The sequence below is a fragment of the Herpetosiphon giganteus genome, from assembly GCF_016907925.1.
Lineage (GTDB): Bacteria > Chloroflexota > Chloroflexia > Chloroflexales > Herpetosiphonaceae > Herpetosiphon > Herpetosiphon giganteus.
This window is the reverse complement of record NZ_JAFBCZ010000002.1, coordinates 188,706-215,702: the sequence shown is the minus strand read 5'-3', so window position 1 is coordinate 215,702 and position 26,997 is coordinate 188,706. Positions and strand designations below refer to the sequence as shown.

29 protein-coding genes and 1 other annotated feature are annotated in these 26,997 nt (G+C 51.2%); of the genes, 10 read left to right on the top strand and 19 right to left on the bottom strand.

What is annotated here, in order from left to right; all coding sequences use genetic code 11:
• From JOD20_RS02495 to JOD20_RS02480, 4 genes are all read right to left on the bottom strand, one after another.
• On the bottom strand, nucleotides 1–1,098 hold the full coding sequence (locus JOD20_RS02495; RefSeq protein WP_204753752.1) for a coiled-coil domain-containing protein: 1,098 nt from the start codon (nucleotides 1,096–1,098) through the stop codon (nucleotides 1–3).
• A gap of 2 nt (nucleotides 1,099–1,100) precedes the next feature.
• On the bottom strand, nucleotides 1,101–1,823 hold the full coding sequence (gene hisA / locus JOD20_RS02490) for a 1-(5-phosphoribosyl)-5-[(5-phosphoribosylamino)methylideneamino]imidazole-4-carboxamide isomerase (protein WP_204753751.1): 723 nt from the start codon (nucleotides 1,821–1,823) through the stop codon (nucleotides 1,101–1,103).
• A 90-nt stretch (nucleotides 1,824–1,913) separates the two neighbouring features.
• Nucleotides 1,914–2,543, bottom strand: a complete 630-nt coding sequence (gene hisH, locus JOD20_RS02485) for an imidazole glycerol phosphate synthase subunit HisH (RefSeq protein ID WP_204753750.1) — start codon at nucleotides 2,541–2,543, stop codon at nucleotides 1,914–1,916.
• 351 nt (nucleotides 2,544–2,894) lie between these two features.
• Nucleotides 2,895–3,932, bottom strand: coding sequence for a histone deacetylase family protein (locus tag JOD20_RS02480; RefSeq protein WP_204753749.1), 1,038 nt, complete (start codon nucleotides 3,930–3,932; stop codon nucleotides 2,895–2,897).
• A gap of 277 nt (nucleotides 3,933–4,209) precedes the next feature.
• Between JOD20_RS02480 and JOD20_RS02475 the strand changes: the two genes are divergently transcribed.
• Both JOD20_RS02475 and JOD20_RS02470 read left to right on the top strand, forming a co-directional pair.
• Nucleotides 4,210–5,556 (top strand): Hsp70 family protein, encoded by a 1,347-nt coding sequence (locus JOD20_RS02475; protein WP_204753748.1) that lies wholly within the window; start codon nucleotides 4,210–4,212, stop codon nucleotides 5,554–5,556.
• 113 nt (nucleotides 5,557–5,669) lie between these two features.
• Nucleotides 5,670–5,963: a hypothetical protein gene (locus tag JOD20_RS02470; protein ID WP_204753747.1), complete on the top strand. Its 294-nt coding sequence runs from the start codon at nucleotides 5,670–5,672 to the stop codon at nucleotides 5,961–5,963.
• A gap of 37 nt (nucleotides 5,964–6,000) precedes the next feature.
• On the opposite strand, the gene lexA is transcribed toward JOD20_RS02470, so the two are convergent.
• Nucleotides 6,001–6,645 carry a transcriptional repressor LexA gene (gene lexA, locus JOD20_RS02465; protein WP_054536749.1) on the bottom strand — a complete coding sequence of 215 codons (645 nt, stop codon included), beginning with the start codon at nucleotides 6,643–6,645 and terminating at the stop codon, nucleotides 6,001–6,003.
• Between the two features lie 222 nt (nucleotides 6,646–6,867).
• Here lexA and JOD20_RS02460 point away from each other — a divergent pair, with 222 nt between their 5' ends.
• The 5 genes from JOD20_RS02460 to JOD20_RS02440 all read left to right on the top strand — a co-directional run bounded on the left by JOD20_RS02460 (nucleotide 6,868) and on the right by JOD20_RS02440 (nucleotide 10,815).
• Nucleotides 6,868–7,404 carry an NUDIX hydrolase gene (locus JOD20_RS02460; RefSeq protein ID WP_204753746.1) on the top strand — a complete coding sequence of 179 codons (537 nt, stop codon included), beginning with the start codon at nucleotides 6,868–6,870 and terminating at the stop codon, nucleotides 7,402–7,404.
• A 115-nt stretch (nucleotides 7,405–7,519) separates the two neighbouring features.
• Complete coding sequence (locus tag JOD20_RS02455) at nucleotides 7,520–8,206, top strand: amino acid kinase family protein (protein WP_204753745.1); 687 nt, start codon at nucleotides 7,520–7,522, stop codon at nucleotides 8,204–8,206.
• Between the two features lie 481 nt (nucleotides 8,207–8,687).
• Nucleotides 8,688–9,974: a phosphopyruvate hydratase gene (eno, locus tag JOD20_RS02450; protein ID WP_204753744.1), complete on the top strand. Its 1,287-nt coding sequence runs from the start codon at nucleotides 8,688–8,690 to the stop codon at nucleotides 9,972–9,974.
• Between the two features lie 64 nt (nucleotides 9,975–10,038).
• Nucleotides 10,039–10,413, top strand: a complete 375-nt coding sequence (locus JOD20_RS02445; protein WP_204753743.1) for a YraN family protein — start codon at nucleotides 10,039–10,041, stop codon at nucleotides 10,411–10,413.
• Between the two features lie 21 nt (nucleotides 10,414–10,434).
• Nucleotides 10,435–10,815 (top strand): RidA family protein, encoded by a 381-nt coding sequence (locus tag JOD20_RS02440; protein ID WP_204753742.1) that lies wholly within the window; start codon nucleotides 10,435–10,437, stop codon nucleotides 10,813–10,815.
• A 230-nt stretch (nucleotides 10,816–11,045) separates the two neighbouring features.
• Here JOD20_RS02440 and JOD20_RS02435 read toward each other — a convergent pair whose 3' ends face one another.
• The 4 genes from JOD20_RS02435 to rplJ all read right to left on the bottom strand — a co-directional run bounded on the left by JOD20_RS02435 (nucleotide 11,046) and on the right by rplJ (nucleotide 13,467).
• Nucleotides 11,046–11,825 carry a PfkB family carbohydrate kinase gene (locus tag JOD20_RS02435; RefSeq protein ID WP_204753741.1) on the bottom strand — a complete coding sequence of 260 codons (780 nt, stop codon included), beginning with the start codon at nucleotides 11,823–11,825 and terminating at the stop codon, nucleotides 11,046–11,048.
• Entirely contained in the window at nucleotides 11,822–12,319 is a 498-nt protein-coding gene (locus JOD20_RS02430; RefSeq protein ID WP_204753740.1) for a hypothetical protein, read from the bottom strand. Before JOD20_RS02430 ends, JOD20_RS02435 begins: the two co-directional genes overlap by 4 nt.
• Nucleotides 12,320–12,461: 142 nt before the next feature.
• Nucleotides 12,462–12,857 (bottom strand): 50S ribosomal protein L7/L12, encoded by a 396-nt coding sequence (rplL, locus tag JOD20_RS02425; RefSeq protein WP_054536740.1) that lies wholly within the window; start codon nucleotides 12,855–12,857, stop codon nucleotides 12,462–12,464.
• Between the two features lie 85 nt (nucleotides 12,858–12,942).
• Complete coding sequence (rplJ, locus tag JOD20_RS02420) at nucleotides 12,943–13,467, bottom strand: 50S ribosomal protein L10 (RefSeq protein ID WP_054536739.1); 525 nt, start codon at nucleotides 13,465–13,467, stop codon at nucleotides 12,943–12,945.
• Nucleotides 13,468–13,485: 18 nt separating this feature from the next.
• Nucleotides 13,486–13,644, bottom strand: a sequence feature (ribosomal protein L10 leader region).
• A 558-nt stretch (nucleotides 13,645–14,202) separates the two neighbouring features.
• Here rplJ and JOD20_RS02415 point away from each other — a divergent pair.
• Both JOD20_RS02415 and JOD20_RS02410 read left to right on the top strand, forming a co-directional pair.
• Nucleotides 14,203–15,561 (top strand): acetyl ornithine aminotransferase family protein, encoded by a 1,359-nt coding sequence (locus tag JOD20_RS02415; protein ID WP_054536904.1) that lies wholly within the window; start codon nucleotides 14,203–14,205, stop codon nucleotides 15,559–15,561.
• Nucleotides 15,562–16,104: 543 nt separating this feature from the next.
• Nucleotides 16,105–16,764 (top strand): DUF4386 family protein, encoded by a 660-nt coding sequence (locus JOD20_RS02410; protein ID WP_204753739.1) that lies wholly within the window; start codon nucleotides 16,105–16,107, stop codon nucleotides 16,762–16,764.
• A gap of 412 nt (nucleotides 16,765–17,176) precedes the next feature.
• Here the strand turns inward: JOD20_RS02410 and JOD20_RS02405 are convergent, their stop codons facing one another.
• The 9 genes from JOD20_RS02405 to rpoN all read right to left on the bottom strand — a co-directional run bounded on the left by JOD20_RS02405 (nucleotide 17,177) and on the right by rpoN (nucleotide 25,263).
• The gene (locus JOD20_RS02405) at nucleotides 17,177–18,256 is read right to left on the bottom strand and encodes an isocitrate/isopropylmalate family dehydrogenase (RefSeq protein ID WP_204753738.1); all 1,080 of its coding nucleotides are present in this window, start codon (nucleotides 18,254–18,256) and stop codon (nucleotides 17,177–17,179) included.
• A gap of 924 nt (nucleotides 18,257–19,180) precedes the next feature.
• Nucleotides 19,181–19,882: an SDR family oxidoreductase gene (locus JOD20_RS02400; RefSeq protein ID WP_204753737.1), complete on the bottom strand. Its 702-nt coding sequence runs from the start codon at nucleotides 19,880–19,882 to the stop codon at nucleotides 19,181–19,183.
• Nucleotides 19,875–20,495, bottom strand: coding sequence for a GTP cyclohydrolase I FolE (gene folE, locus JOD20_RS02395; protein ID WP_110515841.1), 621 nt, complete (start codon nucleotides 20,493–20,495; stop codon nucleotides 19,875–19,877). Before folE ends, JOD20_RS02400 begins: the two co-directional genes overlap by 8 nt.
• Before the next feature lie 59 nt (nucleotides 20,496–20,554).
• Nucleotides 20,555–21,376 carry a 6-carboxytetrahydropterin synthase gene (locus JOD20_RS02390; RefSeq protein WP_054536733.1) on the bottom strand — a complete coding sequence of 274 codons (822 nt, stop codon included), beginning with the start codon at nucleotides 21,374–21,376 and terminating at the stop codon, nucleotides 20,555–20,557.
• A 484-nt stretch (nucleotides 21,377–21,860) separates the two neighbouring features.
• Entirely contained in the window at nucleotides 21,861–22,163 is a 303-nt protein-coding gene (locus tag JOD20_RS02385) for a hypothetical protein (RefSeq protein WP_204753736.1), read from the bottom strand.
• 77 nt (nucleotides 22,164–22,240) lie between these two features.
• Nucleotides 22,241–23,200, bottom strand: a complete 960-nt coding sequence (locus JOD20_RS02380) for a diacylglycerol/lipid kinase family protein (RefSeq protein WP_204753735.1) — start codon at nucleotides 23,198–23,200, stop codon at nucleotides 22,241–22,243.
• Nucleotides 23,197–23,577, bottom strand: coding sequence for a hypothetical protein (locus JOD20_RS02375; protein WP_204753734.1), 381 nt, complete (start codon nucleotides 23,575–23,577; stop codon nucleotides 23,197–23,199). Before JOD20_RS02375 ends, JOD20_RS02380 begins: the two co-directional genes overlap by 4 nt.
• Entirely contained in the window at nucleotides 23,564–23,854 is a 291-nt protein-coding gene (locus JOD20_RS02370; RefSeq protein WP_204753733.1) for a hypothetical protein, read from the bottom strand. Before JOD20_RS02370 ends, JOD20_RS02375 begins: the two co-directional genes overlap by 14 nt.
• A gap of 23 nt (nucleotides 23,855–23,877) precedes the next feature.
• On the bottom strand, nucleotides 23,878–25,263 hold the full coding sequence (rpoN, locus tag JOD20_RS02365; protein WP_204753732.1) for an RNA polymerase factor sigma-54: 1,386 nt from the start codon (nucleotides 25,261–25,263) through the stop codon (nucleotides 23,878–23,880).
• A 151-nt stretch (nucleotides 25,264–25,414) separates the two neighbouring features.
• On the opposite strand from rpoN, the gene JOD20_RS02360 reads away from it, so the two are divergent.
• Nucleotides 25,415–26,179 carry a dimethylarginine dimethylaminohydrolase family protein gene (locus JOD20_RS02360; protein ID WP_204753731.1) on the top strand — a complete coding sequence of 255 codons (765 nt, stop codon included), beginning with the start codon at nucleotides 25,415–25,417 and terminating at the stop codon, nucleotides 26,177–26,179.
• A 66-nt stretch (nucleotides 26,180–26,245) separates the two neighbouring features.
• On the opposite strand, the gene rplA is transcribed toward JOD20_RS02360, so the two are convergent.
• Nucleotides 26,246–26,959 carry a 50S ribosomal protein L1 gene (gene rplA, locus JOD20_RS02355; protein ID WP_204753730.1) on the bottom strand — a complete coding sequence of 238 codons (714 nt, stop codon included), beginning with the start codon at nucleotides 26,957–26,959 and terminating at the stop codon, nucleotides 26,246–26,248.
• Between the last annotated feature and the right edge of the window lie 38 nt (nucleotides 26,960–26,997).

Genomic DNA, 26,997 nt, shown 5'->3' with positions numbered 1-26,997 from the left:
TTAGATCTCGCTTCCGCGTTCCAAGATTTCGCTTTGGGCAATTTGCAAACGGCCTTGAATTGCCGAAACAACATCGCTGAGCGCTTGCACTTCGCGCCGTTCCAAATCTTGCATGCGGCTCAAGTTGGCAATTTGCACATCTTCGAGGCGGTTTTGGGTGCGGCTGAGCTTCGATTCGTACTCATGACACCAAGTATCAATCCGCTCTAACGAACCCATAATTTGGCGCAGATGAATTTCATCAACCGAACGCAATTCATCAAGCTGCTCGTTATGTTGACCACGCAACTCTTCCAAGCGCTCTTGGTTCATCAAGAAGCGTTCGGTGCTGACCCGCTCGATGCGCTTGATTTCGGCGATCATATCGGGCAATTGGGCGCGCACAACCTCAATCTGCTCAGGCAATGGCTCAATTTGAGCTTCGACACCTTTTTGCAAATCCTCAAGCCGCTCGAAGCGCGAACGCAACTCGCGAATCCCTTCGCCAATGTCGATCACCATCTGTTGGGTTTCGACTGCTTGGCGACGCATTTGCTGCTTTTCGATCTGCACATCTTCGCTGAGTTTGCGCATATCTTGCACGGTTTCAGCATCGACAGCGCGCAACTGTTCAAGCTGGCCACCGAGTGAGCGATGCTGATCGTTTTGCTCACGGATGCGGGCTTCGAAATCGCTCATGCGTTGTTCGAGCAATTCAATGCGGGCAAACCAGCTTTGTGAGGTTTGCAAATCTTGTTTGCGATGTTCTTGCTGTTGGGCCAACGAAAGCTGAATATCGCGAATTGGCTTAACTCCATCGTCCATGCGCACGGTGCTGTTGGCAATTTCCTTGCGCAAGGTGGTTAATTCACGCCGATAGCTTTCGAGGGTTTGGGCTTGCTCTTGGGCTTGGCGCTCGATCATACCTTGCAATTGGGCCACCACCGCTTCAGATTTGCGCGATTGCTCGGTTGACCACGCGTATTTACCATTTACGTCTTTGATTTGACGACGCAATTCATCGATTTGATTCTGCAAATAGAGCAATTGCGATTGCTCTTGGGCGCGTAAACGCTCCTCTTCATAGCGAGCGGTAATATCTTGTTTCGATGATGACACGTTTAGCCTCCGTGTTCAATCGTTTGAATTGCCGAGGCCAAATCAATATGGCCTGTATAAAGTGCCGTGCCGATAATTGCCCCGCTAATGCCAAGCTCAGCCAAGCGCGCCAAATGTTCGACGCGAGCAATACCGCCAGAAGCCACAATTGCTGGGCCAGCGGGCGTTACCAACGCGGCAGTTTGCGCATAATTTGGTTCGCTCAAGGTGCCATCACGGCTAATATCAGTATAGATGATCCGCGCAACTCCGAGTTGGGCCATTTGTTCGGCTAGCTCGGTGGCGCGCTGGCGGCTGCTTGCCAGCCAACCTTCGGTCGCAACCACGCCATTGCGGGCATCGATGCCAATTGTAATTGCCTTGCCATATTGGCCGACCAATTCAGCAACCAATTCTGGGTTGCGCACCGCCACTGTACCCAAAATCACATCGCTTATGCCAAGCTCAAAGGCAGCGGCAACGCTGGCTGCATCGCGCAGGCCACCGCCAAGCTGCACCGGCACACCAACCGCTTTGGTAATTGCGGCAATCGTGCTGGTTTGGGTTGGGCGGCCAGCCTTAGCTCCATCAAGATCGACAATGTGAATCCGGCTTGCGCCTGCTGCTTCCCATTGTTGCGCGACCGCCACCGGATCGTCGCCATAAACCGTTGTTTGCTCAAAATCACCTTGCACAAGCCGCACGCAGCGGCCATCGCGCAAATCGATTGCTGGTATTAATTGCATGGTGCTCCTAAAGTAGGGGCCAGGGGTTGGGGATAAGGTATTAGGAACCCCTGCCATAATATTATTTCACTGACTTAATCATAAATATCTTTAATGCTGTGCTGATCCCTGACCCCTGACTACTGCCCCCTGCACCCAATTCCCCAATAATTTGAGGCCCCATTGGCCGCTTTTTTCGGGGTGGAATTGCACGGCAGTAATATTATCGCGGGCAATCGCCGCTGGAAAATTCAGCCCATACTCGGTGTGCCCAGCAACTAAAGTAGGGTCATTGGTTGCCAAGTAGTAGGAATGGACAAAATAGAATTCAGCACCATTGGGAATCCCATCCCACAAGGCGCTGCCATCGTGCTGCACGCTATTCCAGCCAATTTGCGGCACTTTGAGGCCTTGATCGAAACGGCGAATTGTGCCTGGCACCAAACCAAGACATTCATGCAAGCCAAATTCTTCGCTTTGCTCGGCCAGCACTTGCATGCCAACACAAATGCCCAAAAATGGCGTGCCACGGGCGATTACCGCGCGAATCGCCGCATCCATGCCCATTTCGCGCAACGAGCGCATGGTATCGGCGGTCGCGCCAACCCCGGGCAACACGACAGCATCGGCGGCCAACACCGCCGCCGGATCAGTCACAACTTCGATTGGAGCTTGCACATATTCCAAGGCGCGCACGGCATTTGGCAAGTTGCCAGCCCCATAATTGATCACTGCAATCATTGATTGTCCTTGTAGGTATTTGAGGGGATAGGCTATGGGCTATAGGCTTTTGGCTATAGGCTAATTTGAAATCCCAATCAATCTCCGATAGCCAAGTGCCAATAGCTTATTGTCAGTTCCCAGTCCTATGCTCTATGTTCTATGTATAATGGTTGATTGGATTGGCAACCAGGATCATTCCCTCACCCCCAGCCCCGCTCCCACTGAACGCGGGCGAGGGGAGCGCTGGTCTCGTGGTTCCCCCTCGCCCGCGGGCGAGCTAGGGGGCTAGGGGGTGAGGGGCAAACCGTCGTTAATCCAATGAACTAGTACATCTATGTTCTATGCTCTTCATCCCTCATCCCTCATACTTCATCCTTTTAAAAGTGGATGTTCGCGGCGCAAATGCTCGATTAACCACATCACATCTGGTTCTGGGGTGTGACTGACTTCTTGATTAAAGGCAGGGGCAGGCCGACCAGAAACCCAGGTTTGCAGCGTTGCATTGAGGCTTTGAGCAAGGGCTTCGAGGTTGTAACCACCCTCAAGCAAGCCCACCAAGCGTCCGTCGCAACACTCGGCGGCTAAATTATACACGATGGCAGCGAGCTGGGCATAACCACCAGTCGAGAGCGCCAAGTTACCCAATGGGTCATACACATGGGCATCATAGCCTGCTGAGATGATCAATAATTCTGGCTCGAAGCGCCGAATTGCTGGCGCAATTGTGTGCTCGAAAATCAGATTAAAGCCCATATCGCCAGTCAATGGGCGCAACGGCAGATTGAGCGTCGTGCCCAAGCCCGCTTTTTCGCCCATCTCCTTCCAATGGCCGGAGCCAGGCCAAAGCGGCCAGCCATGAGTTGAGATATACAGCACATCGGGGTTGGTATAGAAAATATCTTGGGTGCCATTGCCATGATGTACATCCCAATCCAAAATTGCCACCCGTTTGAGGCCATATTCGCGTTGGGCAAAGGCGGCGGCAATTGCAGCATTATTGAATAAACAAAAGCCCATAGCCTGATCAGCGGTGGCGTGGTGGCCTGGCGGGCGCACCAAGGCAAAGGCATTGGGGTGGCGACCGCTTAACACCGCATCGGTCGCAACAATCGAACCACCAGCAGCAAGTTGGGCAATCTCGACCGAATCTGGCAAAATATAGGTCTCCGGATCAGCCCAATCGCCAAATTGGCCCATCCGTTGCAGGCTTGGCAAATGGCTTGGCACATGCACCGCCTCAATCTCGGCGGCGCTGGCATGACGTGGTTCAAGCTTCGTCAAATGCTGTTGTAAATCGTAATCAGCAGCGAGCAGCGCATGAATCGCCCGCAAACGATTGGCATTTTCGGGGTGTTCAGGCTGGTCGTGGTCAAGGTAATGATCGTGTGAAATTAGGGCGAGGCTCATACGCAAAAGCTCCTCAGCGAACAATACTAGCGCTAGCTTAATCGAGGCTTGGCTTGGCTGCAACCACCCAACGATGGACATTCCATGCTTGACGTTTTTTGCCGGCCCTCACCCACGCTGGCTAAAATACAGCATTGCCCATACAACATCCGTCTTAAGACCGATCATGGGAAGCAAAATGCTTTGTTACAATCCATGTTCTGCACAAGCCGCCCCCCAGTTTTGGGTTCGGGCGGCATTTCGCCGTGCAACCCATACATTTTAAGGAGGCTTTGCGATGCGGGTAGGCTTAGATTTCGGAACAACTAATACGACCGCAGCAATTTACGACGGCGCAAAGGTAACCTTGGTCCCGCTAGACTCCGTAGCGGCAAACCCCAATGTGTTACGCACTGCGCTCTTTATTACGCCAGAAGGCCAGCAGCTGTTTGGTCGCGCAGCAATCAACGCCTTTACTGAGGGCAATGTTGGCCGCGAAATTATCTACGAACGGCGCTATGTTGGCACGGTCACCAACACCTATTCTGGGGTTGGCACAATCGTCCAATCGGTTGAAGGTATGGTCGATAGCAATCCACCAGGCCGCTTGTTTCAATCGATCAAAACCATGCTTCGCGATCCATCCTACATTAAAACTAACGTGTTTGGCCAAGAAACCCCGCTCGAAGAACTGATTGCCAAAATTCTGCGGGCCATTCGCCGCGAAATTGAGCGCTTTACTGGCGAAAAAATTAGCGCCATTACGGTCGGGCGGCCTGTGCACTACGCCGATACACCCGAAGGCGATGCCTTGGCGATTCGGCGGATGCGCGAAGCCTGCGAATTGGCCGATTTGCCGAATGTAAGTTTTATGCCCGAGCCAGTTGCTGCCGCCCATGCCTTTGCTGCCAGCCAACACGAACGTCGCAATATTGTGGTGTTCGACTTTGGCGGCGGGACGCTCGATGTTACCGTGATGGCGATTGACGGCGATGAGCGTCAGGTATTGGCCACCGATGGCGTGCCAATTGGCGGCGATGTGCTCGATAGCAAAATCGTGACTGGGGCGCTACGCCAATATTTTGGCGATGGCGCACGGCTTGGCCCGCGCAAATTGCCCTTGCCCGCAACCCTTTTGGAGCACCTCGACAACTGGCAAAATATTCTCGAAATGCATACGCCAAAAATGCTTGAGATTATCGAAGAAGCGGTGCGCACCAGTGATAAACCCAAAGAACTCAAGGCATTGCGCACCCTCGTGCGCGAGAACTACGGTTTGGTGCTATACGAACACGCCGAGGAAGCCAAACGCCAGCTTTCCAGCGAGCGCCAAGTTGAAATTAGCATGCATGTCGATGGCATCGATTTTGACCATTTGTTGCCACGCTTTGAATTTGAGCGCCTGATCGGCCCCGAAGCGCGCTCGATTGGCGCATGTGTTGATCGCACAATCAAGGCTGCTGGCCTTAGCCACGACCAAATTGATGTGGTGTTGCGCACTGGCGGCTCCTCGCGGATTCCGCGCTTCATCAAATTATTGTCCGATCGCTTCACCGAAGATCGGCTACGCGAGCAAGATCCCTTCACCAGCGTTGGCGCAGGCTTGGCAGTTGCCGCCTACGAAGGACGCGGCGAAGCAAGCTAACTCAAGGCTTGGCATCGAACCTGCAAGCCCAAGCTATGGCCCAGCACAACATCACGGCCATAGCTTGGCAATCTCAGCTATAATGCAGATAGCCTTAGTAGGGAGTATGCGCGATGGTCAAGCAAAAAATCTTAGCCACCCTCAGCAATATCACCAGTGTCCGAGCGCAAGTCGATGGGTATCGTCAGCGATTTCAAGATCTTAAGCCATGGTGGCCGATTTTGATTCCATTTTTGTTGTGGCGCGGCAAGCGAGCCTATGATCGCGAACTCAAAGCGGTTGGGGTAAAACTAGGCGAGGCAGCCCTCAAGAAAGCCCAAGAACAGCACAAACTTGAGCAACAACAAACCAAGTTGATCGAAACCCAAGCCAAAATTAACCAAAAAACCAAAAAGGGACGGAATTAATTCCGTCCCTTTGGGTATGCTGTTTGAAATCGGGATTTTAGCCGAGGTTACGGATAACCCCAACTACACGGCCTTGCACTTCGACATTGGTCGATGGATAGTACATCGCATCCATGGTAACGTTGGCTGGCTGCAACCGCACGCGGTCGCCTTCCCAATAAATCCGCTTCAAAGTAACTTCATTTTCATCGCGAATGCGGGCTGCGACCATCTCGCCATTTTCGGCAGTTTCCTGATAGCGCAACAAAACAATATCGCCATCGGCAATCAAGGCATCGACCATCGAGTAGCCTTTGACCCGCAAGGCATAGACATCGCCCAGCTTATCGCTGCCAACAATTTCTTCGGGCACCAAGACCGAATCTTCGGAGTTGGTTGATTCGTTGGGGCCTGGAATTGGCTGGCCAGCGGCAATAACGCCCAGCACTGGCACGCGTTGGCCGCCAAGCACGGTGGGCAATGGTTGTTCAACATTAATCAATTCGATTGCGCGCGAGATGTTGCCTTCGCGGCGAATTTGGCCTTTGCTTTCGAGGGCGCGTAAGTTATAAGCAACCACTGAGGTTGATGAAATACTTAACTCGCGTTGAATATCGCGAATCGCCGGAGCATAGCCATTTGTGCGAATAAATTGCTTGATGTAATCATAGATCCGTTGTTGGCGTTGCGATAATCCGCTCATTGAAGCGCTTCCTTTCTGGGCCGACGTAGCTGTGGGTATTCAGCCATACACGAATAGACGTTCTACTTGTTATTATAGAAAAATACATATGTTCTGTCAACTAGGATGTTCTACTTTTTAGCTAAAACGGCAAAATTCAACCCAAAATTGGCAAAATCATGAGCAAATAATTAACTTGGTCGAGCAAGCGCTGCAATCGGTTTATACTTTAATGATCTCATTTTGATTTGGACTGAGGCGATTATGGAATTACCGAGCTTTATTTTTCCTTTATTAAAACGCTTTCGCTTGCCACCACGTTTACATTGGTTGGCAGCAAATGCGATTAATCCGCATTTTTTGCTGGGCGTGGCTGGGATCATTACCGATGAGCAAGGGCGCTTGTTGTTGTTTCATCATACCTATCGCCGCTCGCATCCGTGGGGAATGCCAGGCGGTTGGATGAGCAAAGCAGAATCGCCGCTCGAAACCCTCGAACGCGAGGTGCGCGAAGAATCGGGCTTGCAGGTGCGGGCCGACCGCTTGGCATTAATCGGCGTAACCCGCGACCGCCCCAAATTTGAATTTGTGGTTTGTGGCACGCTGATCGGTGGCACATTTCAAGCCTCGCGCGAGGTTGACCAAATGGGCTGGTTTGCGCCTGATCAATACCCAGCATTAGCCCCATTCCACCTACATATTTTGCAACAATGGCGCGAGCAGCCCACAACCGAAGTTGGTTGGTATGATGCGCCATGGATTATCGCCCACCCACGCTAAGCAGTTTGATCAAGCAGCCGATCAATAAACTGTCAGCGCTTCGTCATCTTTAATCCTATTGTTTGCTAGTCCCCCTCGTTACAATTGAGCACAACACAGATGGGGACTACCAGAAATGACGCATGTAATCAAAATTAGCGGCTACGAAGTGGATCACGCTGATTCACTGCAAACATTAATTAGCGCCTTAAGCAGCATCAACGATCAAGTGGTTTTAATTCATGGTGGTGGCAGCATTTTGCCACGCGTTCTGAACGCGATTGGCGGCACGAACCATCCGGCAGCAGCTGAAATTGCCGCCATGGCACTTCGTGGCGGCATCAATCCACGCTTGGTTGCGGCGCTCACCCAACATCATTTACAAGCAATTGGCTTATGTGGCTCAGATTTGGAATTGATGTATTTGCTACCCAAAAGCGATGAGCCGATTGTGCGCTTCGAGGTGTTGCACTATTTATTGGAGCAGGCATGGTTGCCAGTGCTAGCTCCACTTGCCATGGAAAGCGCAACCGGCGCGGTGAAATTGCTCAACGCCGATACCGCCGCCCAGATGATCGCCTCGGCATTAGCCGCTGATCAATTAACCTATATTGTGCAAACCCCGGGGGTGTATGCTGCGGGACGACGAATCAGTGGCATTTCTGGGCGGCAATGTGATCGCTACATCAAACAAGGGGCATTCGATCCAAGCTATACCTCGGTGGTCAAAGCAGCCTCGTTGGCAGCTCAGCATGTCGGGCGGGTGCGGATTACCGATCTGAATGGCTTTTTGGATGGAGTTGAAACCGTCGTTGTGGCGTAGGAAGAGCACGACTGAAACCACGAAGGGCACGAAGAACGCGAAGGATACGAAGGCTATAGGCTGTTGGCTATTGGCTATGGGAAGATTGTTGGGTAATAAATGATTTCCGATAGCCTCAAGCCAATTGCCATGCTCCTCTGCGCCTCTGCGTTAAGAATTTGATCCACGAAGAGCACGAAGGACACGAAGAGAAGGCTATAGGCTTTGGGCTATTGGCTATAGGACGTATCATCATGGAATTCATAAAAATGTTCCTATAGCCCATAGCCTTGAGCCATGTTCCTCTGCGCCTCTGCGTTAAAATCTCGCTCCTTATCCCTACCCCCGACCTCTTATCCCTGGCCCCTGATCCCCATTTTGATTTCTGCCTTTTGCCTTTTGAATTTATCTCAATAGGTCGCGAAACCGCTACCCAGCGAATGGACAGAGCGTGGTATGATGGGGCCATAAACATTCGTGTCCCTTGAGGAGGCTTCTCAATATGGCACTCATTACGCACGTTCGCGGTCGCGAAGTTCTCGATAGCCGAGGCAACCCGACCGTTGAAGTTGAAATCGGTTTGGAAGATGGCACGCTTGCCCGCGCAATTGTTCCTTCGGGCGCTTCAACTGGCGCACACGAAGCAGTTGAACTGCGCGACGGCGACAAAAAACGCTACGGCGGTAAAGGCGTGCTCAAAGCTGTAAAGCATGTCAATGAAGATATTGCTGAAGCCATCGAAGGCTTAGAGGCGCTTGATCAAATTACGCTTGACAAGACCTTGATTGAGCTTGATGGCACTAACAATAAAGGCAAACTTGGCGCTAATGCAATCTTAGGGGTTTCATTGGCTACTGCCAAAGCTGGCGCATTGTCAATTGGTTTGCCACTCTATCGCTACCTTGGCGGCGTTTTCGGCCATACCTTGCCAGTTCCAATGATGAATATCTTGAATGGTGGCAAGCATGCCCAAGATAGCACCGACTTCCAAGAATTTATGGTGATGCCAGTTGGTGCACCATCATTCCGCGAAGGCTTGCGCTGGGGTGCAGAAATTTATCACACCCTCAAAAGTGTGCTGCACGACCGTAAACTAGGCACCAACACTGGCGATGAAGGCGGTTTTGCTCCATCATTGCCATCAAACGAAGCTGCGCTTGAAGTGATCGTCGAAGCGATTCAAAAAGCTGGCTACACCCCAGGCAAAGATGTTATGTTGGCGCTTGATCCAGCATGTAGCGAAATCTACGAAAACGGCATCTATAACTTGGCCCGCGAAGGCCGCAAGCTTAGCTCAGAAGAAATGGTTGGCTACTGGGAAAACTTGGTCAACAAATATCCCATCATTTCAATTGAAGATGGCTTGCACGAAGACGATTGGGGCGCTTGGTCGTTGTTACGTCAACGCATCGGCGATCGGGTGCAGTTGGTCGGCGACGATTTGTTGGTGACCAACGTCGAACGCCTCAACCGCGCAATCAAAGAAAACTCAGCGAACAGCATTTTGATCAAGCTCAACCAAATTGGGACTTTGACCGAAACGCTCGACGCGATTCAAACCGCGCAACGTGCTGGCTGGACGGCAATTGTTAGCCACCGCTCAGGCGAAAGCGAAGATGTAACCGTCGCCGATTTGGTCGTTGCAACCAACGCTGGCCAAATCAAAACTGGCGCACCAGCCCGCACCGACCGCGTTGCTAAATACAACCAGTTGCTGCGCATCGAAGAAGAACTCGATAGCCAAGCAAAATATGCTGGCTGGAACGCCTTCGTCGTCAAACGCGACTAATCGACACTGACCATTCAGGACACGCAATGGCGCGTGTCCGCTTGCTATTTTAGGGGGAGCAAGCATGGCCGATGATCGCAAAGCACTTGGGCAGTGGGGCGAGCACTACGCCGCCGCCTATCTACAGCAATTAGGCTATCAATTAATTACCAGCGGTTGGCGCTGTCGTTGGGGCGAAATCGATTTGATCGCCTACGATCAAGCAACCTTGGTGATTATTGAAGTTCGCACCCGCCGCGGCGCAGCGCATGGCAGTGCAGCAGAATCATTGACCCTCAAGAAACGCCAGCGTTTAGCCCGATTGATGCAAGCCTATCTGCAAGCGCTCGATCAAGCCAAAACCCCATGGCTTGGTGAATATCGCATCGATGCCATCGCCATCACCCTCTCCCGTGGTCAGCCCCAACTTGAACATTTTCAGGCAATTTCGATTGAATAAGTAGCGATCAAGGAGTTTTGCATGACCCGTGAAGTTATTAGCACGCCCAACGCACCAGCCGCAATTGGCCCATACTCACAAGCAATTGCCATTGATGGATTATTATTCTGCTCAGGCCAAATTCCGCTTGACCCCGCGACTGGCCAAGTAATCGAAGGCGATGTGAGCGCCCAAACCCGCCAAGTGATGGAAAATATTCGCGCCTTGCTGGCGGCAGCTGGCACGAGCCTGGAAAAAGTGGTCAAAACTACGATTTTCTTGGCCGATATGAACGACTTTGCCACCGTCAATGCAATTTATGGCGAATACTTCCCCGAAAATCCACCAGCCCGCTCAACCGTGCAAGTTGCGCGCTTGCCCCGCGATGTGCAAGTTGAAGTTGAAGTGATTGTATTGCGCTAAAAGATATTTGCAGCCCTCTGCTTTCAAGGGTAGGTTGTCAACGCTCGTTGATGATCACCACCCTTCCGTCCCGCCTCAAGGCGGGAAACGCAGGGGGCTTTAATCCCCCTGCACCCCCTAAAATTCAATCTGTAAACATCCACCCTTTATTAATCAATCCAATACTTTAAACTTCCCTGGCCAGCCTTCAGTGGGAGCGGGGGCTGGGGGTGAGGGGATAATACGCTACATTAGCCCAATTGGCCACTGATCTGCAAGGCTGCTTGTTGGCAGGCCCAATCGGCTGCTTGCAATGGCGCAGCGCCTTGCTGCATCCGCCAAAACCATGCCGCCGCCCAAACATCACCAGCCCCAGTTGGGTCGCTCACCTGCGCCGGATAAGCTGCCACATGCTGGGCCGTGCCATTGATCCAGATGGTTGCGCCGCGCGAACCTTGGGTCATCGCCACCAAGCCACAAGCTTTGGCCCAACTAGCAACCAGCTCAAAATTGCCGCCAACATCTTCATCGCTGACCACCAAAGCATCAATTTGGGCTAACTCAGTTGGGGTTGGTTGCCAACGTTTCGGTTGAATTCGACCAGTGCTATCCCACATGCGCAGCCAACCCTGAGCCGTCAAGCCAATCAAGGCCTGCGGAAAAAGGCTACGTGGCGGAATCGCGGTTAATTCTTGAGCTAAGGGCGCAAGATGAACCAAGCGGGCTGTGCGCCAATATGGCCCAAGCGTTGCCCAATCCAAGGTTGTGGGCGCAGCGTGCAGCCATTGAGTACGAGCATCACCCTGATAACGGTTTTCAAAGGTGGCGGTGGCGCTGCTTGGCAAACGCAACAAGGTACAGCTGCTTGGCAAATCAAACACAATCTTGGTTTGAGCTGGGGTGATGATTGTAGTTGCCACGCCCCACGAGGCTAATGCCCGCGCAGCAAACGTGCCAGTACCACCTTGTTGCCAGCCGGTTGCAGTCAGATCGCGAGTTAATGCGCCAATTAACAGATACTCAAGGCTCATGGGCTATGCTCCAAAGGCAAGTGAATCGTGTAGGTTGGATTGCCGCGCATAAACACAAAGGGGTCGAGATAGGCGCGGTAGGTGATATTAAAGGTATATTTGGTGTAAGTCGCCTCACGTTCCAAGCCAAAACGGGTTTTATAGCTCAACTGGCCCCATTCGCCAATTGCCAATTGCAGAATCTTGGTTGAGGTGGTTTGTTCGGGCAAGCGCAACAGCACTTCAAGTTGTGGCAGCGGATTGAGGCGCAAGCCTAAGCCATTATGATACAGGTGACGCAAATCGCTATAGGTACGCAGATTCGCCCTGGTTGGGCGGGTGTAGGCATTGGTCTCATCAAACTCGGTATGGTGCAGTACAGCGCCTTGCACAAAACCATGAGGTGGCAGGGGCATCACACTTAACCGTTCAGGTGTACCTTGACACAACTGCGGTGGACGTTGGCCGTGGGGCACAGTCCAGCGCGTTTTGATTAGTTGGACAACAACAAGCATGTCAACTCACAGCTGAAAAAACTCTTCTCCTCAGTTTAATCCAATTTTGGCAGAATGGCAGGCTTAGTGGCGGCAATTAACAAAAAAACCGACGTTTGAGGGGAGAAACCCCCAAACGTCGGCTGAAAGCCAAGTAAAAAACTTACTTGATTTCGATTTCTGCGCCAGCAGCGGCCAAAGCAGCCTTGGCAGCTTCGGCTTCTTCTTTGCTGACACCTTCTTTGATTGGTTTTGGTGCGCCTTCGACCAAATCTTTGGCTTCTTTCAAGCCCAAGCCAGCGACAACTTCGCGAACAGCTTTGATGATCGCGATTTTCTTGTCGGCTGGAGCGCCTTTCAAGATAACGGTGAATTCGGTTTGTTCTTCAGCAGCAGCGGCTGGAGCATCGCCACCAGCAGCAGCGCCACCAGCAACCATCACTGGAGCAGCAGCTGAAACGCCGAATACTTCTTCCATTTCTTTGGCCAATTCAGCAGCTTCGACCAAGGTCAAGCCTTTGAGTTCTTCCAACAATGCAGTTACTTTTTCTGAAGCCATGAGTGTAATTGCCTCCAAAGCAATAAAATACGAATTTCAAGGTTGATTGGCGAAAAGGCTAGGCGATTCGCCGAACGAATGCGATTTAGCCTTCAGCACCCTTTTGTGCGTGTGCGCCGAGGATGTAGGCAATATTGCGCATAACACCCTTCAAGCCACCGACAATGCGGCTTGCTGGAGCGTTGATACCGCCCAAGATCTTGGCCAAGCTATCGTCGCGGGTTGGCATTTTGGCCACCCGTTCGACATCTGCGCCAGTGATTTTTGAGGTACCGACGAGCCCGCCTTTGATCTTGATGTCTTTCTTCGAAGCTTTGAAGAAATCGTCAATTGCCTTGGCAACGCCTGGAATATCATCGTATGAAAATGCCAGAGCGGTTGGGCCACCCAAAAATTCTTCAATGTCAGTTTTACCTGCTTCGCGTGCTGCCAAGCGGGTCAAGGTGTTTTTAGCAATAATCACCTCGCCGCCTTTTTCACGAACTTTCTTGCGAAGTTCGCTCAATTCGGCAACTGTCAAGCCGCGATAGTCGGCAACTAAAAGCATTTGAGCGCGGTTTAGGCGTTCGGTTAATTCGGCAACGGTTGCAACCTTAGCTTGTGTTGGCATTCCGTTCACCTCCTTTCACAGGCAAATAAAAAAGCCCTGAGTGTCAAGACACGCAGAGGCAGGAGCACACAAATGTGTGGAAGATTGCAAAGAATCTATCAGCTACCTCGGCGGGCGATGCTTGGCATCATTAAGCGCGAACGCACCTGCTGTCTACGGTGGTATTTCTTGTACCGAAGCGAGATTATAGCAGGCTTTGTCATTTTCGTCAAAACCAAACAGAACAGAGAACAGAGAGCATAGAACATAAGGAAGGTACGAAACCGCTAAGAGCACGAAGAACACGAAGATGGGGCTATGAGCTATATGTACTAGCTCATTGGGTTGGCAACTAGGTGCATGCCCTCACCCCCAGCCCCTCTCCCACTGAACGCGGGCGAGGGGAGCACTGGATTCGTGGTTCCCCTTCGCCCGTTCGACGGGAGCGGGGGCGAGGGGGTGAGAGGATCAGACGGTGGTTAACCCAATGAACCATTACAGCTCTAGGCTATAGGCTTTGAGAGATTCTTGGAAATTCCAAAAAACGTTCCGCTAGCCCAAAGCCATCAGCCCATAGCCCTTATTCCTCTGCGCCGCTGCGTTAAAACCCAACCCCTGATCCCCGATCTCCGATCCCTAATTCCTATGTTCTATGTTCTTTGTTCTATGTTCTTTGCTTCACCTTTGACGGGCTAGAATGGCTCGGATAGAATGAGCATAATACCGATCACTGTGCCAAGGATGGGTATTTTGGCAATGTCGCCTATCAACCTGTTTAAGGAGTTCCCCGTGACTGATCTGCTGACGACGATTCCTGGCCCCCGCGCAACTGCCCTAGTTGATCGCGATACGGCGGTAATGGCCCCATGTAGTGGGCGTGTCTATCCTTTTGTAATGGAACGTGGCCTTGGTTCTGAAGTGTGGGATGTTGATGGTAATCGCTACCTCGATTTAAACGCAGGGATTGCGGTGGTTTCAACTGGCCACAGTCATCCACGCCTCGTAAGCGCACTGCAAGATCAGGTGGCGAAGTTTATCCATATGGCTGGGACGGATTTTTATAACGAGCCAATGGTTAAGGCCGCCGAAAAATTAACCTCATTGATGCCTGGCTCAGGCGAGTGGCAAGTCTTTTTTGCGAATAGCGGCACCGAATCAGTCGAAGCAGCAATCAAATTGGCGCGTTATTACACCAAACGCCAAAATATTATTGGCTTCTATAGCTCATTCCATGGTCGCTCGTATGGCAGTTTGTCGGTAACTGCCTCGAAGCCGTATCAACGCAAAGGCTTCTTCCCCTTGATGCCTGGCGTATTCCACGCCTTCTATCCCAACCCCTATCGCACGCCATGGGGCGTTGAGCCAGAACGGGTCGCCGAAATCTGCTTGGATTTCATCGAAAAAACCTTGTTTACCACCACCACGCCAGCCGAAGATGTGGCAGCAATTATCGTCGAGCCAATTCAAGGCGAAGGCGGCTATGTCGTGCCAGCCCCAGGCTTCTGGCAAGGCTTGCGCGAACTCTGCGATCGCCACGGCATTTTGTTGATCGCCGATGAAGTGCAAAGTGGCGTTGGCCGCACTGGCAAAATGTGGGCAGTTGAATACGAGGGCGTTGTGCCCGACATCATCACCAGCGCCAAAGGCATTGGCTCAGGTGTACCAGTTGGCGCGATGATCGCCCGCAAAGAAATTAGCAGCGTTTGGAAACCAGGCGCACACGGCAATACCTATGGTGGCAACGCCTTGGCAATGCGTGCCGTCTACGAAACCTTATGCCTCGCCGAAGAAGAATTAATGGCCAATGCCAACGAGGTTGGTGGCTACTTCAAACAACGTCTGCACGAACTCGAAGATCGCTACGAGTGCATTGGCGATGTGCGTGGCCGTGGCTTGATGATTGGCATGGAATTCATCAAAGATAATGTCAACAAAGATCCCCATGGCGAGCTTTCCAACGCCGTGATGGAAGAATCGTTCCGCCGTGGCATGTTGCTGTTGACCTGTGGCAAATCGACCATCCGCTTCTGCCCGCCGTTGGTGCTCACCAAAGACCAAGTTGATGAAGGCATCAATTTGTTGAACGATACCCTACAAGCCCTCGGCGCAAAGTAAGAACCAATTTTCACTCACGCCAACCCCTCGTCCAATTGCGGGCGAGGGGTGTTTTTATGCGTTAAAGGGGGTCGGTTATTGGGGATTAGGGATCGGGCTTTTGGCTTTTGGCTATCGGAGATTTGGTTCAAAACTTGAGATCCAAAGCCTACCCCCTGCGCATACTTAGCGTTCTTCGTGCTCTTTGTGTCCTTCATGGAGCACGAGTTAACGCAGTGGCGCAGAGAGCAAAAGGATGAAATGTGGGGCATAGCAGGATAATCATCATAATCTGTGCAATCTGTGGCTAAAATAAGTATTCGTGGAATTCGTGCAATTCGTGGCTAAAAATAATCCTTCGCGTTCTTCGCGTCCTTCGCGGTTCCGTGCTTCGTAGTGCTTTGTTTCTCTTGATCATGAAATTGCCGGAACTGGCCCCTGAATCCTGACCCCTGACCCCTCACTAATGATAAACACCCATCAACAACACTTTGGTGTCTCTGCCAACAGCTCCCATTTTTGTATGCTTAAACGCAGAAGTCTAGCCTCTAGTTGGAGTAAGCGATGCAGAGCACACAAAAATGGGGCGGCATTGCCGCCGTGATCAATGGGGTTGCCTATCTGATTGGGATTGGCATGGTCGTGACCATTTTAGCGCCCTTCCTTGCGGCCAGCCAAGCAGAAAAAATCAGCTTTTTGCTCGAACATCAAAGCTTGATGGCCCTCTGGTATTTGATTATCTACTTGGTCGCAGGGGTTTGGATGGTTCCGCTAGCGCTTGGCTTGCAGCAACGGATGCAACAAGCTGCGCCAAATTTGCTGCGCGTTGCCACAGCCATGGCCATTATTTGGGCGACTACAATTCTTTCAAGCGGCATGTTGTTGATCAATAATCTCAAAATCATTGCCGAGCTTCAGCAGAGCGATCCTGCCCAGACGGGCGCTGTGTGGGTCGCAATCTCAGCAATTGCCAGTGGGTTGGGTGGGGCAATCGAATTGCCTGGTGGGGTGTGGGTCAGCTTAATTAGCCTTGCAGGGCTACAAACCAAACACTTACCGAAAGCACTCAATTATCTTGGCTTGCTGGTCGGTGCTGCGGGCATTGCAACCGTATTGCCTACATTCTACGAGGCTGGCACACTCTTTGGCGTAGGCATGATTGGCTGGTTTTTCTGGGTTGGGGTTGTTTTGATACGGACTAAGAACATAGAGCAAAGAACATAGAACATAGGGAAAGGATGAAGGATGAAATCAAAAGGCAGAAGGCAGAAATTAAAAATCAGAACATATTGAGGATCGGTTGTCGGGGGCTGGGGATCAGGTTACTAACGCAGACACACAGGATTAATGGCTTTTGGCTATCGGAACATTGTTCGGGCAATTCGTGGAATTCGTGGCTACAAAATAGTTCTTCGTGGATCAACCATTAACGCAGAGACGCAGAGAGGATGAGGCTCTGGGCTATCGGAACGTTTTGTGATAAGTCAATACTTCCCGAAAGCCAATAGCCAATAGACACATCTCCTTCATGCGCTTCGTGCCCTTCGTGGATCAAAACTAATCCCCAAATACGCCAAAAGCACACTCCGTCGTTGCAGTGTGCTTTCGAATTGATCAATTGCTGGCAATCAGCAACTTAGTTACCGAGCGAAGGCCAAACTTCGAGCTTGGTTTTGACGCGGCGAATCACTTCATCGGTGAAATCGGTGGTCGTGGTGTGGCCACCCAAATCGGCGGTGCGCACGCCATCGTACACTGCTTCCAAGGTGGCTTCGCTGATTGCGCGGGCAGCCATGTTGGCTTGTGGGGTGTCAATGTAATCAAGCAAGGCAGCCGAGGCCAAAATCATTGCCATTGGATTAGCAACATTTTTGCCTTCCAAGCTGGGAGCCGTGCCGTGTGGCGCTTCGGCCATCACAACATTAACCTTGAAATCTTTGTCGAAGGCCAACAACAACGATTCAGCGCCAGCAATCGTGCCGAACATTTGCAAAACCAAGTCGCTCAAGCAATCACCGTCGCGGTTGAGCGCAGGAATGACCATTGGATCGCCTGAGTTGGTCAAGAGCAAGGCATAGGTTGCATCAATCAATTGTGGTTCGTAGCGCACATCAGCATAGCGCTTGGCTGCTGCGTCCATTTCTTCTTTGAGCATGCCTTCGTAAACTGGGCTAACAGTATATTTGGGGCCGCCAAAAACTTTGGCTTTCATGCGGCTGGCATGCATAAAGGCATATTCTGAAACAGCGCGGCACGTGCCACGGGTAATTTTTTCGGTGCGATAGGCAATTTCGTTATCGCCTTCGCCTTCACGCCATTCTTTAGCACCATAGGCATCGTCAACCGCCATGCGAATGACCGAGATGGGAGCATAGGCACCGCCAACTGGGCGCACGCCTGGAATCCGGCGGCCAGTCCGTACAATCACCGTGCCATTGATTTGTTCGCGCAGAATTGCATTCGGGCTACCAACATCGCCAGCTTTTTCTGGGGTGATGGTTGCGGCTTTCAAGCCAAAGCCAGCTTCTTTCATCGCTTGAGCTGCTTCCAACACAATTTGATTATTGGTCGCTCGGCGCGATTCGAGGCTCAGATCGTAGCGCTTCAATTCGACTTCAACCCCGGTTACCGCAGGGTCAAGCACGCGCAGACCTTCTTCAAGCAGTTCTTGCCCCGTTTGATCGCCCTCAAGGACAACAATCGTTGGCTTACTCATTTAACTTAACTCCTTATCGTATCGATCGTTTTGAAAATAAACAAAGTTCACCTAAGGATACAAGTCTGTGCCACTACTGTCAAAGTGCTAAGCAGAGCACAGAACAGAGAGCATAGAACATAGGGAAAGTATGAAGGAGGAGGGATGAAGGATGAAATGCCAAAGCAGAAGTCAGAAGGCAAAAATCAAAAGAGTATAGAACATAGCGAAAGGATGAAGGATGAGGGATGAGGGATGAAATAATCAGGCTATGAGCCAGCAGAACAATAATCAAAATAATCTGTGGAATCTGTGGCTAAAAAACATCCTTCGTGTTCTTCGTGCTCTTCGCGGTTTCGATCCTTCGTGCTCTTTGTGCGCTTCGTGGATCAATCATTAAGCCCAATTACTACGAGGCATATTAGTAGCTATTGGCATCATCACCCCTTTGTTGAGGCACAATCGCCAGCCGAATGACGAAATTGCGCTTTATGAGGCACTAAAATGACGAAATTAGGCAGCATACAAATCGAAGTGTTTGAATTACAGCTTAAACGGGTGATTTCTTAAAAATTTTTGATGACACATATGGGGGAAGCGAGGTGCTATCAAGCTATGGACTGTCGCTTGATTGAATCAGTGGAATAAGCTTGGTATGATACATCCAGAGTAATCGAACTGAACATCGTAGTCGCCAAGCAATCTAACATCGTCGCAGTACACATCATTGCACATCGTCGCACCAACCAAACTCGTTGCAGCACTCATCGCACTACTCCATTGCAGCACGACATTCTAGCACGTTGTCGCACCATTCTAGCTCATTGCACTCGACATCGCACTACCATCGCACATCGCAGCCTTTCAGTTTGATGCTCGACCAATCTCAATCTGGGACTTCCAGAGTAAGCCGAGGCGGCATTTACCGCCTCGGTTTTTTGTTGGCTACAATTTGCCAACGACATGGCCAATGCTGATCTCATCGATCAGCACATGGCTTGGTTGGCTCAAAATATGCGCGACGGTGTTGGCAACTTCGCTGGCTTGGAGCATATTTTGGCGGTTCCAGCTGCCAGCCACATCGTTCCACAATGCCGTATCAACTGCCGCCGAAACGACTGCGGTAACCCGCACTGATTGCGGACGCAGCTCCTCGCGCAAGGCCTGCAAAAAGCCCATCAAGCCAAATTTGCTGGCCGAATAGGCCGCCCAACCAGGAAAGCCACTCTTGCCAGCAATCGATGAAATTGCAATGATCTGGCTGCCAGCTTTAAGGTAGGGCAAGGCAGTTTGGCAAGCCAAAAAGCTGGCAGTCAAGTTTACATCCAACGATTGCTGCCATTGCTGCAAACTCAACGCGCCAACATCGGCCACATGCGCCACGCCAGCAGCCAAAATCAGGGCATCGATCTGGCCTTGGCCTACTTGCTGAGCCAACTCAATCGCTTGCTGCACAAGCGCCGGATCGCTGGCATTACCAACCACAACCTGCGCCGTCCCGCCAGCAGCTTGAATTTCAGCGGCAACTGCTTGCAACTCAGTTTCGCTGCGAGCCAGCAAAATTAGCTGATTCTGGGCGGCACAAGCCAAGGCAATCGCTCGCCCAATGCCACGCCCTGCGCCAGTAATGACAATTGTTTTACTCATCGGAATAATTCGCCGTAATATGACCCATAAATTCAGCCCGAATTTGGGGATCGGTTTTAAACACGCCTTGCAGTGATTGCGTCACCATGCGAGCATTAGCTTTTTTAACGCCACGAATCATCGAGCACATATGCGCGCCATGAACCACCACCGCTACACCACTAGCACCGATTGCTTCAGCCACAAAATCGGCAACCTCGCGGGTAAGCCGCTCTTGCACTTGTAAGCGTTTGGCAAACATATCGACAATGCGGGGAATCTTCGAAAGCCCAATTACCTTGCCATTGGGAATGTAGGCAACGTGGGCTTTGCCCCAAAATGGCAACATATGATGCTCGCAAAGCGACGAAAACTCAATATCGCGTACCAAAACCATCTCGTTATAATCAACCGTGAAGATTGCCTCGTTAATCAAGGCCACGGGATCAGTGCGATAGCCAGCGGTAAGCTCGGTAAACATTTTGGCAACCCGGTGCGGGGTGCGTTGCAAACCCTCGCGTTCAACATCTTCGCCGAGACCTTCGATAATTGTTTTGACTGCTGCTTCCATATCTTCGCGCACAGCTGGGGCTGAGTTGCTATTGAGTCCATTGCCAGAGTAAATAAGCGTCATCTGATTAATCCTTTAATTAGTAGTAGTTCCAGAACCTCGTCCATCATTCAGGCCTAGGCTTAGTTGTGGCTCAACGGGTAATCAAACACATTATTGGCAGTTTCCCACAGCCGCAAATGTTTTAATTGCGAGCCAAACAACGCTTCGAGCCGTTGCCACAGCACGACCACAATATTTTCGGCGGTCGAAGGCTGTTCGGCAAATTCAGCAACCTGATAATCAAGATGGCGATGATCCCAGTCGTCAAGCACACTCTGCACGCGTCGATCCATATCGACCAAATCGATCACCATGCCAGTTTGGGCATCGATTAGGCCATCAACGGTCACTTCCAGTTGATAATTATGGCCATGGCCATTGGGATTATTGCATTTGCCATATAAATCGCGGTTTGCTTCATCGGATAACTGTTGCGCATGCAAGCGATGCGCTGCCGAAAACTCATAGCGCCGGTTGAAGGTGGCGCGCTGTTGCTGACCAAAATATTCAGCATACAAATCGTTATTTTCGTATAAGCGTAATTTGGCTAAACGGACTCCTTTGGGTAATTGCGGCTCGATCTGACCCCACAAGACTTGCACCAAATTTTCGGTTGTAGGGATTATCTCACGAAAGTAGGGGGTATCTTCATTCAGATGTTTATGATCAAATTGGTCTAATACCGTTGTGACCAAGCGCTTCAACTCAACCATATTCATAACCATGCCGGTGATCGGATCAACAGCACCAGCGACGGTCACAAACAACTCGTAGTTATGGCCATGACCATAGCGATTGGTGCATTTGCCAAAGACCGCCTCATTTTGCTCTTGGCTCCATTCCTCGCGCCAATAGCGGTGCGAAGCCGAAAAATTAAAGCGCCTAGTTGCAAAAACATCCATGTGCAATTCATCCTTATGTTAACGACCAATCCCCCAGCTATCGATCATGTCTTTTTATTATGCCATTGAAACTCTAGGCTCTCAATGCTTTTTAAGCATGATCTTAGCAAGTTATGCCGCTTGAGACTACGCACGAATAAACCAGAAGGATGAATAATCAATACTGAAGGATGGGAATTGGGGATGAGGAAGTGAGTTTTTAATCCAAAGCCGCAGCTGCTCTAGGCTAGTTGTAAGGGTTTATTGGGTTAAATATGGCTTGTTCCCCTCAACCCCTCCTTACAAAGGTAGGTTATTAAGATCCCCTCACCCCAACCCCTCTCCCGTGGCGCGGGCGAGGGGCTTTCACGCCGTGGTTCTTGCGCAATACGTCGGTAAAACCAGTGCTCCCCTCGCCCGCGTTTAGTGGGAGAGGGGCTGGGGGTGAGGGCATGCTCTGGTTTCTAACCTAATGAACCATTACAAATAGCCAAGAGCCTCATTCTTATTCAGCGTCGTCGAAATCTAAGGGATCATCGACTGGCGGCACATAGCTTAGCCCTTCTTGAATCGCTTCCATGGGATCGTCGGTTTCGCCTTCGCGCAAGTTCTCGCCAGTCAATTCATCGTATGATTCGAGCGGCTCGTTCAAATCGCTGTAGGCTTCAGTTTCACCTTGCTCAATATCAGTAATCGTAAAATCTTGCAGATTTTCAACTTCATTGGCATTGAACACGCCCAAAACATCGCTTTCTTCATTGCGATAGCCAGCTAATTCGCGTAGTTCATCACGTAAATCATCACTCATTCGAATCTCCTTGTTATTGAGGGATCAGGGTTCAGGGTCTAGGGTTCAGGAACATCTTGATCAAAAAGCGCTATTCACTACTCCCTGACCCCTGACTCCTTTTCACCTAATCCCTCAACTTCGGCCTGATACTCAGAACCCACGACCACTTCCAAGGCTTGGGGCTGCACAGTAAACACAATTGGCTCGTTGGTAATTAATTCGCCATCGGCGTTGAACCAAATTTCTGGCTCAGAGACGACTTGGACTTTCTTGGCGCGCCGCAATTCGACCAACTCGCTATTCAGATAATTACCATTGACCAATAAGCGTGCCGCCGCTCCAGCTAAGCTTAAAATCGAGCCATAATGCACAATCACCACATCGAGCAAGCCATCTTCGGGATTGGCCAAGGGTGCAACTTGCACACCAGCTGCTGCGGTTCGGCCATTGGCAATAATAATATTCAGCGCATCGACCTGCTCAGGCGCTTCTTCATCATATTGAATTGTGGTGCGATAGGTGGTTAGATCGGGCAAAACGCCCAAAGCTCCGCGCAAGTAGGCCAATGGACCCCACGTTGCCTTGACATCGCCGGATAAGGCTTCGTTGAGTTGGCCGCTAAAGCCACCAGCCGAAACATTCAGGGCATAATGCAATTCGCGCGGGGTGCGAATCTCAATCACATCAAGCTTGCGCCGCTCGCCAACCAAAATCAACTTCCAAGCTTCGAGCGGATCGGTGGGCAAGGCCAAGGTGCGCGCCAGATCGTTGCCCGTTCCCAACGGAATTACGCCCAGTGGCACGCGCCGTTCAGCTTCTAGCAGGCCTTTGACGATCTCGTTGATCGTGCCATCGCCGCCAGCAGCGACAACTAATTCAGCTCCATCAGCCACTGCTTGGCGGGCCAAACGCTCGCCATCGCCAGCAGCATCGGTCGTGAGAATTGTGACACCGCTCATTGGGGCCAGCGTTTCGCGCAGCAAAGCGCCTTGCTCAGACGTGCCCGAAGCCGGATTCATGATTAGGCTAATTTTCAAAGTGGCCTCGTCGCTCATGGCTCAATACTTTCATCTGGTTGCGAATGGCGATCAAATAACCGCACTGCAAACCAACTAACCGTCATCCAAGGAATCACCTGAGTACCTGGAATTAGGGCCTCGACCACGCTGACGCGGCGCAAGCCTTGCAAGTTGAAGTGACTAAGCACCAACCACGAAATTGGTGCAGCAAACACATCAAAGGCCAAATCAAGCAAATCGAGCACAATCACCAAGCTCAAGGGAACGCGCAGCATAGTTTCGCGATACGATGCGCCTTCGGGCACATTCAGGCGTTTGAGCCGATACCAAATGAGGGCTAGGCCAAGCAAGCCCAATCCCCCAGCAATTGCAATCGTCCAACCAACAGCCCTGAAAAAGTTACTCCAATCCATGGGTGGTTCTCCGTGCTTGCCTCAATTGCCAAATGCCGATTCCAAGCATTCCCAGCACTATAAGCAAGAATGTGCCACGCTCAAAGCGCACGCCCGTTTGCGGCTGCGCTGCGTCGAGCCATGCCAAGGGCCAAACCAAGGCTTGGCTCAACCAAAGAATCAGTTGGGTAAACGGCTGAGCGGGGTTGGCAGCAAATAGGAGCAATACCAAGCGCGCAATTAATAGACTTAAACCAGCCGCGAGCAACCATTCGAGCCAAATTCGCCAACGTTGCATTACAACAGCCTTTCTTGAAAGGTTTAGCGCAAGGTCGAAGGCAAAATATTCAGTTGATTGCGATATTTAGCAATCGTGCGGCGCGCCACATCAAAACCACGCTCTGAGAGCAATTCAACCAATTCTTGGTCGGTCAGTGGGCGAGTTTCGTTTTGCACCAATTCCAACAACACATCTTTGACATTCAACGAGGCGGTGAAGAAATGGCTAAATGGAATCACCGAGCGATTGGGCAATTGCACATATTTATTGGCGGTTGCACGGCTGACTGTCGATTCGTGGACGCTAATGCCATCGGCAACCTCAGCCCGTGTCATTGGACGCAGGAAGCGCACGCCTTGACGCAAGAAATCTTCTTGGGTTTCAATCAAAAATTCGCTAATTCGGCGAATGGTTTCGCGGCGTTGGCGAATGTTGGTCAGGAACATTTGAGCACGCGCAACATATTGACTCAGGTGATCGCGCTCTTCTGAAGACATTTCAGCTTCGGATTCGCGGCCACGTTTGGCCAATGATTGATACAGCGGATTGATGCGCAGGAAGCTGCGATCCGACATCAGCACTTCGGCTTCGAGCTTGCCTTCGTTCTCACGAATAATTACATCGGGCATGATGTAGTTGGTGCGGGCCGAGCCTTCGCCGCTGAGCGCCAAGGGATAGGGCCGCAAATGTTCGCGAATAAACTCGCGTACTTCGACCACATCATCGTATTCTGCATTCAAGGCTTGGGCAATTGCGCCGTAGCGGTGCTCAGCCAAATCGTTCCAAAACTCAGTGATCACGCGCTCAACATACGGATGCCGTACATCTTCTTCTTCGAGGCGGCGCAATTGCAACAACAAACATTCTTGCACCGTGCGCGCGCCCACACCGACTGGGGCTATATCTTGCAGTTTGAGCAACACTGCAATTACCCGATCTTCGTCAATGGTGAGGGTTGCAGCAATATCAGCGGTATTGGCATCGAGAAAGCCCTGTTCATCCAAGCAGCCAACCAGATATTCAGCAATAAAATAATCTTGTTCTGGCAACGAGGCCCGCAAATCGCGCAACAACACTTCGCTCAATTGGGCTGGCGTAGCCACCATCATTAAAGGATCAAATTCATCTTCCTCGCCAGCGGCGGTGTAATCGCTGCGTTCAGCCTCGGCCAAGCGTTGGTCTTCGTGAACGCAATATAAACACAGCATTTCGATCAAAGGCCGACCACAGCGTGAGCATGTTTCATCTGGCTCCAGATCAACATTCTCGAGCGCTGGATTCTCCTCTAATTCTTGCTGGATCAATTGTTGCAATTCGTGGGTTGAAAGCACCAGCATATTGTTTAATGCAATCAAAGCCGGTGATGCTTTGGTTGACATGGCTTGTTGTGCTAGCGCCTCAGGCGACATGCCCATGCGAAATTCCATGGCGCAATTCCTCCATAGGTTTGGTGCTTTGCCAACACGTATGCTGGCAAACAAGGTAATTCTATTGCTATTATACGGTAAACCACAAGGTGAAGGCTTTCTGTGGTACATACGTGGACTTTTGAAGTAGCCAAAAAGGATAGCAATTTTTATGCCAACCGCAATTGTCCGTCCGGTTAGTCCGGCAATTCAAGCATGTGAGCTAACGCACCTCGAACGTTTGCCGATTGATTTGAGCAATGCTCAGAGCCAGCATAATCGCTACTGCACCACGCTTGCGGCTCATGGCTATCAGGTGGTCGAACTCACTTTAGCCGAAGATTTGGCCGATTCGGTGTTTGTCGAAGATACCGCCGTCGTGTTGCCCGAATTAGCGATTATTACCAGACCTGGCGCTGAATCGCGTCGCCCAGAGTTGGCAGCCATGGCCGCCGTGCTGCAAAACTACCGCCAATTGGCTTGGCTCAGCGAGCCAGCAACCCTCGATGGCGGCGATGTGGTCGTTTTGGGCAAAAGCATCTGGATTGGGCTGTCGAGCCGCAGCAATCAAGCAGCGGTTGAGCAAATGCAGACGTTAACCGCGCCATTTGGCTATCGCGTCCAAGGCGTGGAATTGGGCCAGTGCCTGCATCTCAAAAGCGCTGTTTGTGCCGTTGATCAAACCACAGTCTTGATCAATCCACAATGGGTTGATCGGCAGGTATTTGCTGAATATAAGGTGATCGAGGTTGACCCACGCGAGGAGTATGCGGCGAATGTGGTGCAGCTGCACGATGGGCGTTTGCTCTACGAACAAGCGTATCCGGCAACTGCTGAACGCTTGCGCCAGCAGGGCTATCAATTAATTTTGCTGGATAATAGCGAGCTAGCCAAAGCCGAGGGTGCGTTGACCTGTTGCAGCGTGTTAGTTGATTGAACTTGAGGGCTAAAACAAAACCAGCGAGAACGGCAGCAGCCATTCCCGCTGGTTGATCGAATTCAATTAGGCGGTTGCTTGTGCAACGTTCACATCGAGCGGAATCCCAGGACCCATGGTGCTGGTCAGGGTAATGCTGCGAATGTAAACACCTTTTGAACCGCTTGGTTTAGCAGCTTTGATCGCATCCAACAAAACCAACAAGTTTTCTTGAATTTGCTCAGCGCTGAAGCTAACCTTGCCGATGGCAACGTGCAACAAACCGGTTTTATCGTTGCGGAATTCGACGCGACCGCCTTGCAAAGCCTTGATAGCTTGGGGCAAATCGCTTGGTGGCACAACCGTACCGCTCTTGGGGTTTGGCATCAAGCCGCGGCGGCCAAGAATCCGGCCCAAGCGACCGACCTTACCCATCATGTCGGGGGTGGCAACGGCTACGTCGAAATCGATGAAGTTTTCTTTTTCGATGCGTTGAATCAGCTCATCGCCGCCGACAATATCAGCGCCAGCATTGCGAGCAACGTTTTCGGTATCGCCTTGGGCGAAGACCAACACGCGCACGTTTTTACCGGTACCGTGGGGCAATGAAGCGGTGCTCCGAACCGTTTGGTCGGCGTGGCGAGGGTCGATACCCAAGCGCAAGTGAACTTCAACGGTTGCATCAAAATTGGTGAACGAGGTTTCTTTGACCAAAGCCGCAGCTTCTTCGGGCGTGTACAAGCGATCAGCTTCTACTTTTGCCGCAGCAGCTTGGTACTTTTTACCGTGTTGCTTTGCCATGAACAATTAGCTCCTTGTGGTCTTAAGCGAAGCCAAAG

Coding starts and splice junctions, on each gene's coding strand:
- JOD20_RS02440 (WP_204753742.1), top strand. CDS start 10,435: ATGACCCGTGAAGTTATTAGCACGCCCAACGCACCAGCCGCAATTGGC.
- JOD20_RS02410 (WP_204753739.1), top strand. CDS start 16,105: ATGCAGAGCACACAAAAATGGGGCGGCATTGCCGCCGTGATCAATGGG.
- JOD20_RS02480 (WP_204753749.1), bottom strand. CDS start 3,932: ATGAGCCTCGCCCTAATTTCACACGATCATTACCTTGACCACGACCAG.
- rpoN (WP_204753732.1), bottom strand. CDS start 25,263: ATGGAATTTCGCATGGGCATGTCGCCTGAGGCGCTAGCACAACAAGCC.
- rplA (WP_204753730.1), bottom strand. CDS start 26,959: ATGGCAAAGCAACACGGTAAAAAGTACCAAGCTGCTGCGGCAAAAGTA.
- JOD20_RS02435 (WP_204753741.1), bottom strand. CDS start 11,825: ATGAGCCTTGAGTATCTGTTAATTGGCGCATTAACTCGCGATCTGACT.
- JOD20_RS02385 (WP_204753736.1), bottom strand. CDS start 22,163: ATGAGTGATGATTTACGTGATGAACTACGCGAATTAGCTGGCTATCGC.
- JOD20_RS02370 (WP_204753733.1), bottom strand. CDS start 23,854: ATGCAACGTTGGCGAATTTGGCTCGAATGGTTGCTCGCGGCTGGTTTA.
- folE (WP_110515841.1), bottom strand. CDS start 20,495: ATGACGCTTATTTACTCTGGCAATGGACTCAATAGCAACTCAGCCCCA.
- hisH (WP_204753750.1), bottom strand. CDS start 2,543: ATGATTGCAGTGATCAATTATGGGGCTGGCAACTTGCCAAATGCCGTG.
- JOD20_RS02430 (WP_204753740.1), bottom strand. CDS start 12,319: ATGCTTGTTGTTGTCCAACTAATCAAAACGCGCTGGACTGTGCCCCAC.
- JOD20_RS02380 (WP_204753735.1), bottom strand. CDS start 23,200: ATGAGCGACGAGGCCACTTTGAAAATTAGCCTAATCATGAATCCGGCT.
- JOD20_RS02445 (WP_204753743.1), top strand. CDS start 10,039: ATGGCCGATGATCGCAAAGCACTTGGGCAGTGGGGCGAGCACTACGCC.
- JOD20_RS02390 (WP_054536733.1), bottom strand. CDS start 21,376: ATGGATGTTTTTGCAACTAGGCGCTTTAATTTTTCGGCTTCGCACCGC.
- JOD20_RS02375 (WP_204753734.1), bottom strand. CDS start 23,577: ATGGATTGGAGTAACTTTTTCAGGGCTGTTGGTTGGACGATTGCAATT.
- rplJ (WP_054536739.1), bottom strand. CDS start 13,467: ATGCCAACACAAGCTAAGGTTGCAACCGTTGCCGAATTAACCGAACGC.
- rplL (WP_054536740.1), bottom strand. CDS start 12,857: ATGGCTTCAGAAAAAGTAACTGCATTGTTGGAAGAACTCAAAGGCTTG.
- lexA (WP_054536749.1), bottom strand. CDS start 6,645: ATGAGCGGATTATCGCAACGCCAACAACGGATCTATGATTACATCAAG.
- eno (WP_204753744.1), top strand. CDS start 8,688: ATGGCACTCATTACGCACGTTCGCGGTCGCGAAGTTCTCGATAGCCGA.
- JOD20_RS02415 (WP_054536904.1), top strand. CDS start 14,203: ATGTCGCCTATCAACCTGTTTAAGGAGTTCCCCGTGACTGATCTGCTG.
- JOD20_RS02470 (WP_204753747.1), top strand. CDS start 5,670: ATGGTCAAGCAAAAAATCTTAGCCACCCTCAGCAATATCACCAGTGTC.
- JOD20_RS02360 (WP_204753731.1), top strand. CDS start 25,415: ATGCCAACCGCAATTGTCCGTCCGGTTAGTCCGGCAATTCAAGCATGT.
- JOD20_RS02455 (WP_204753745.1), top strand. CDS start 7,520: ATGACGCATGTAATCAAAATTAGCGGCTACGAAGTGGATCACGCTGAT.
- JOD20_RS02405 (WP_204753738.1), bottom strand. CDS start 18,256: ATGAGTAAGCCAACGATTGTTGTCCTTGAGGGCGATCAAACGGGGCAA.
- JOD20_RS02400 (WP_204753737.1), bottom strand. CDS start 19,882: ATGAGTAAAACAATTGTCATTACTGGCGCAGGGCGTGGCATTGGGCGA.
- hisA (WP_204753751.1), bottom strand. CDS start 1,823: ATGCAATTAATACCAGCAATCGATTTGCGCGATGGCCGCTGCGTGCGG.
- JOD20_RS02475 (WP_204753748.1), top strand. CDS start 4,210: ATGCGGGTAGGCTTAGATTTCGGAACAACTAATACGACCGCAGCAATT.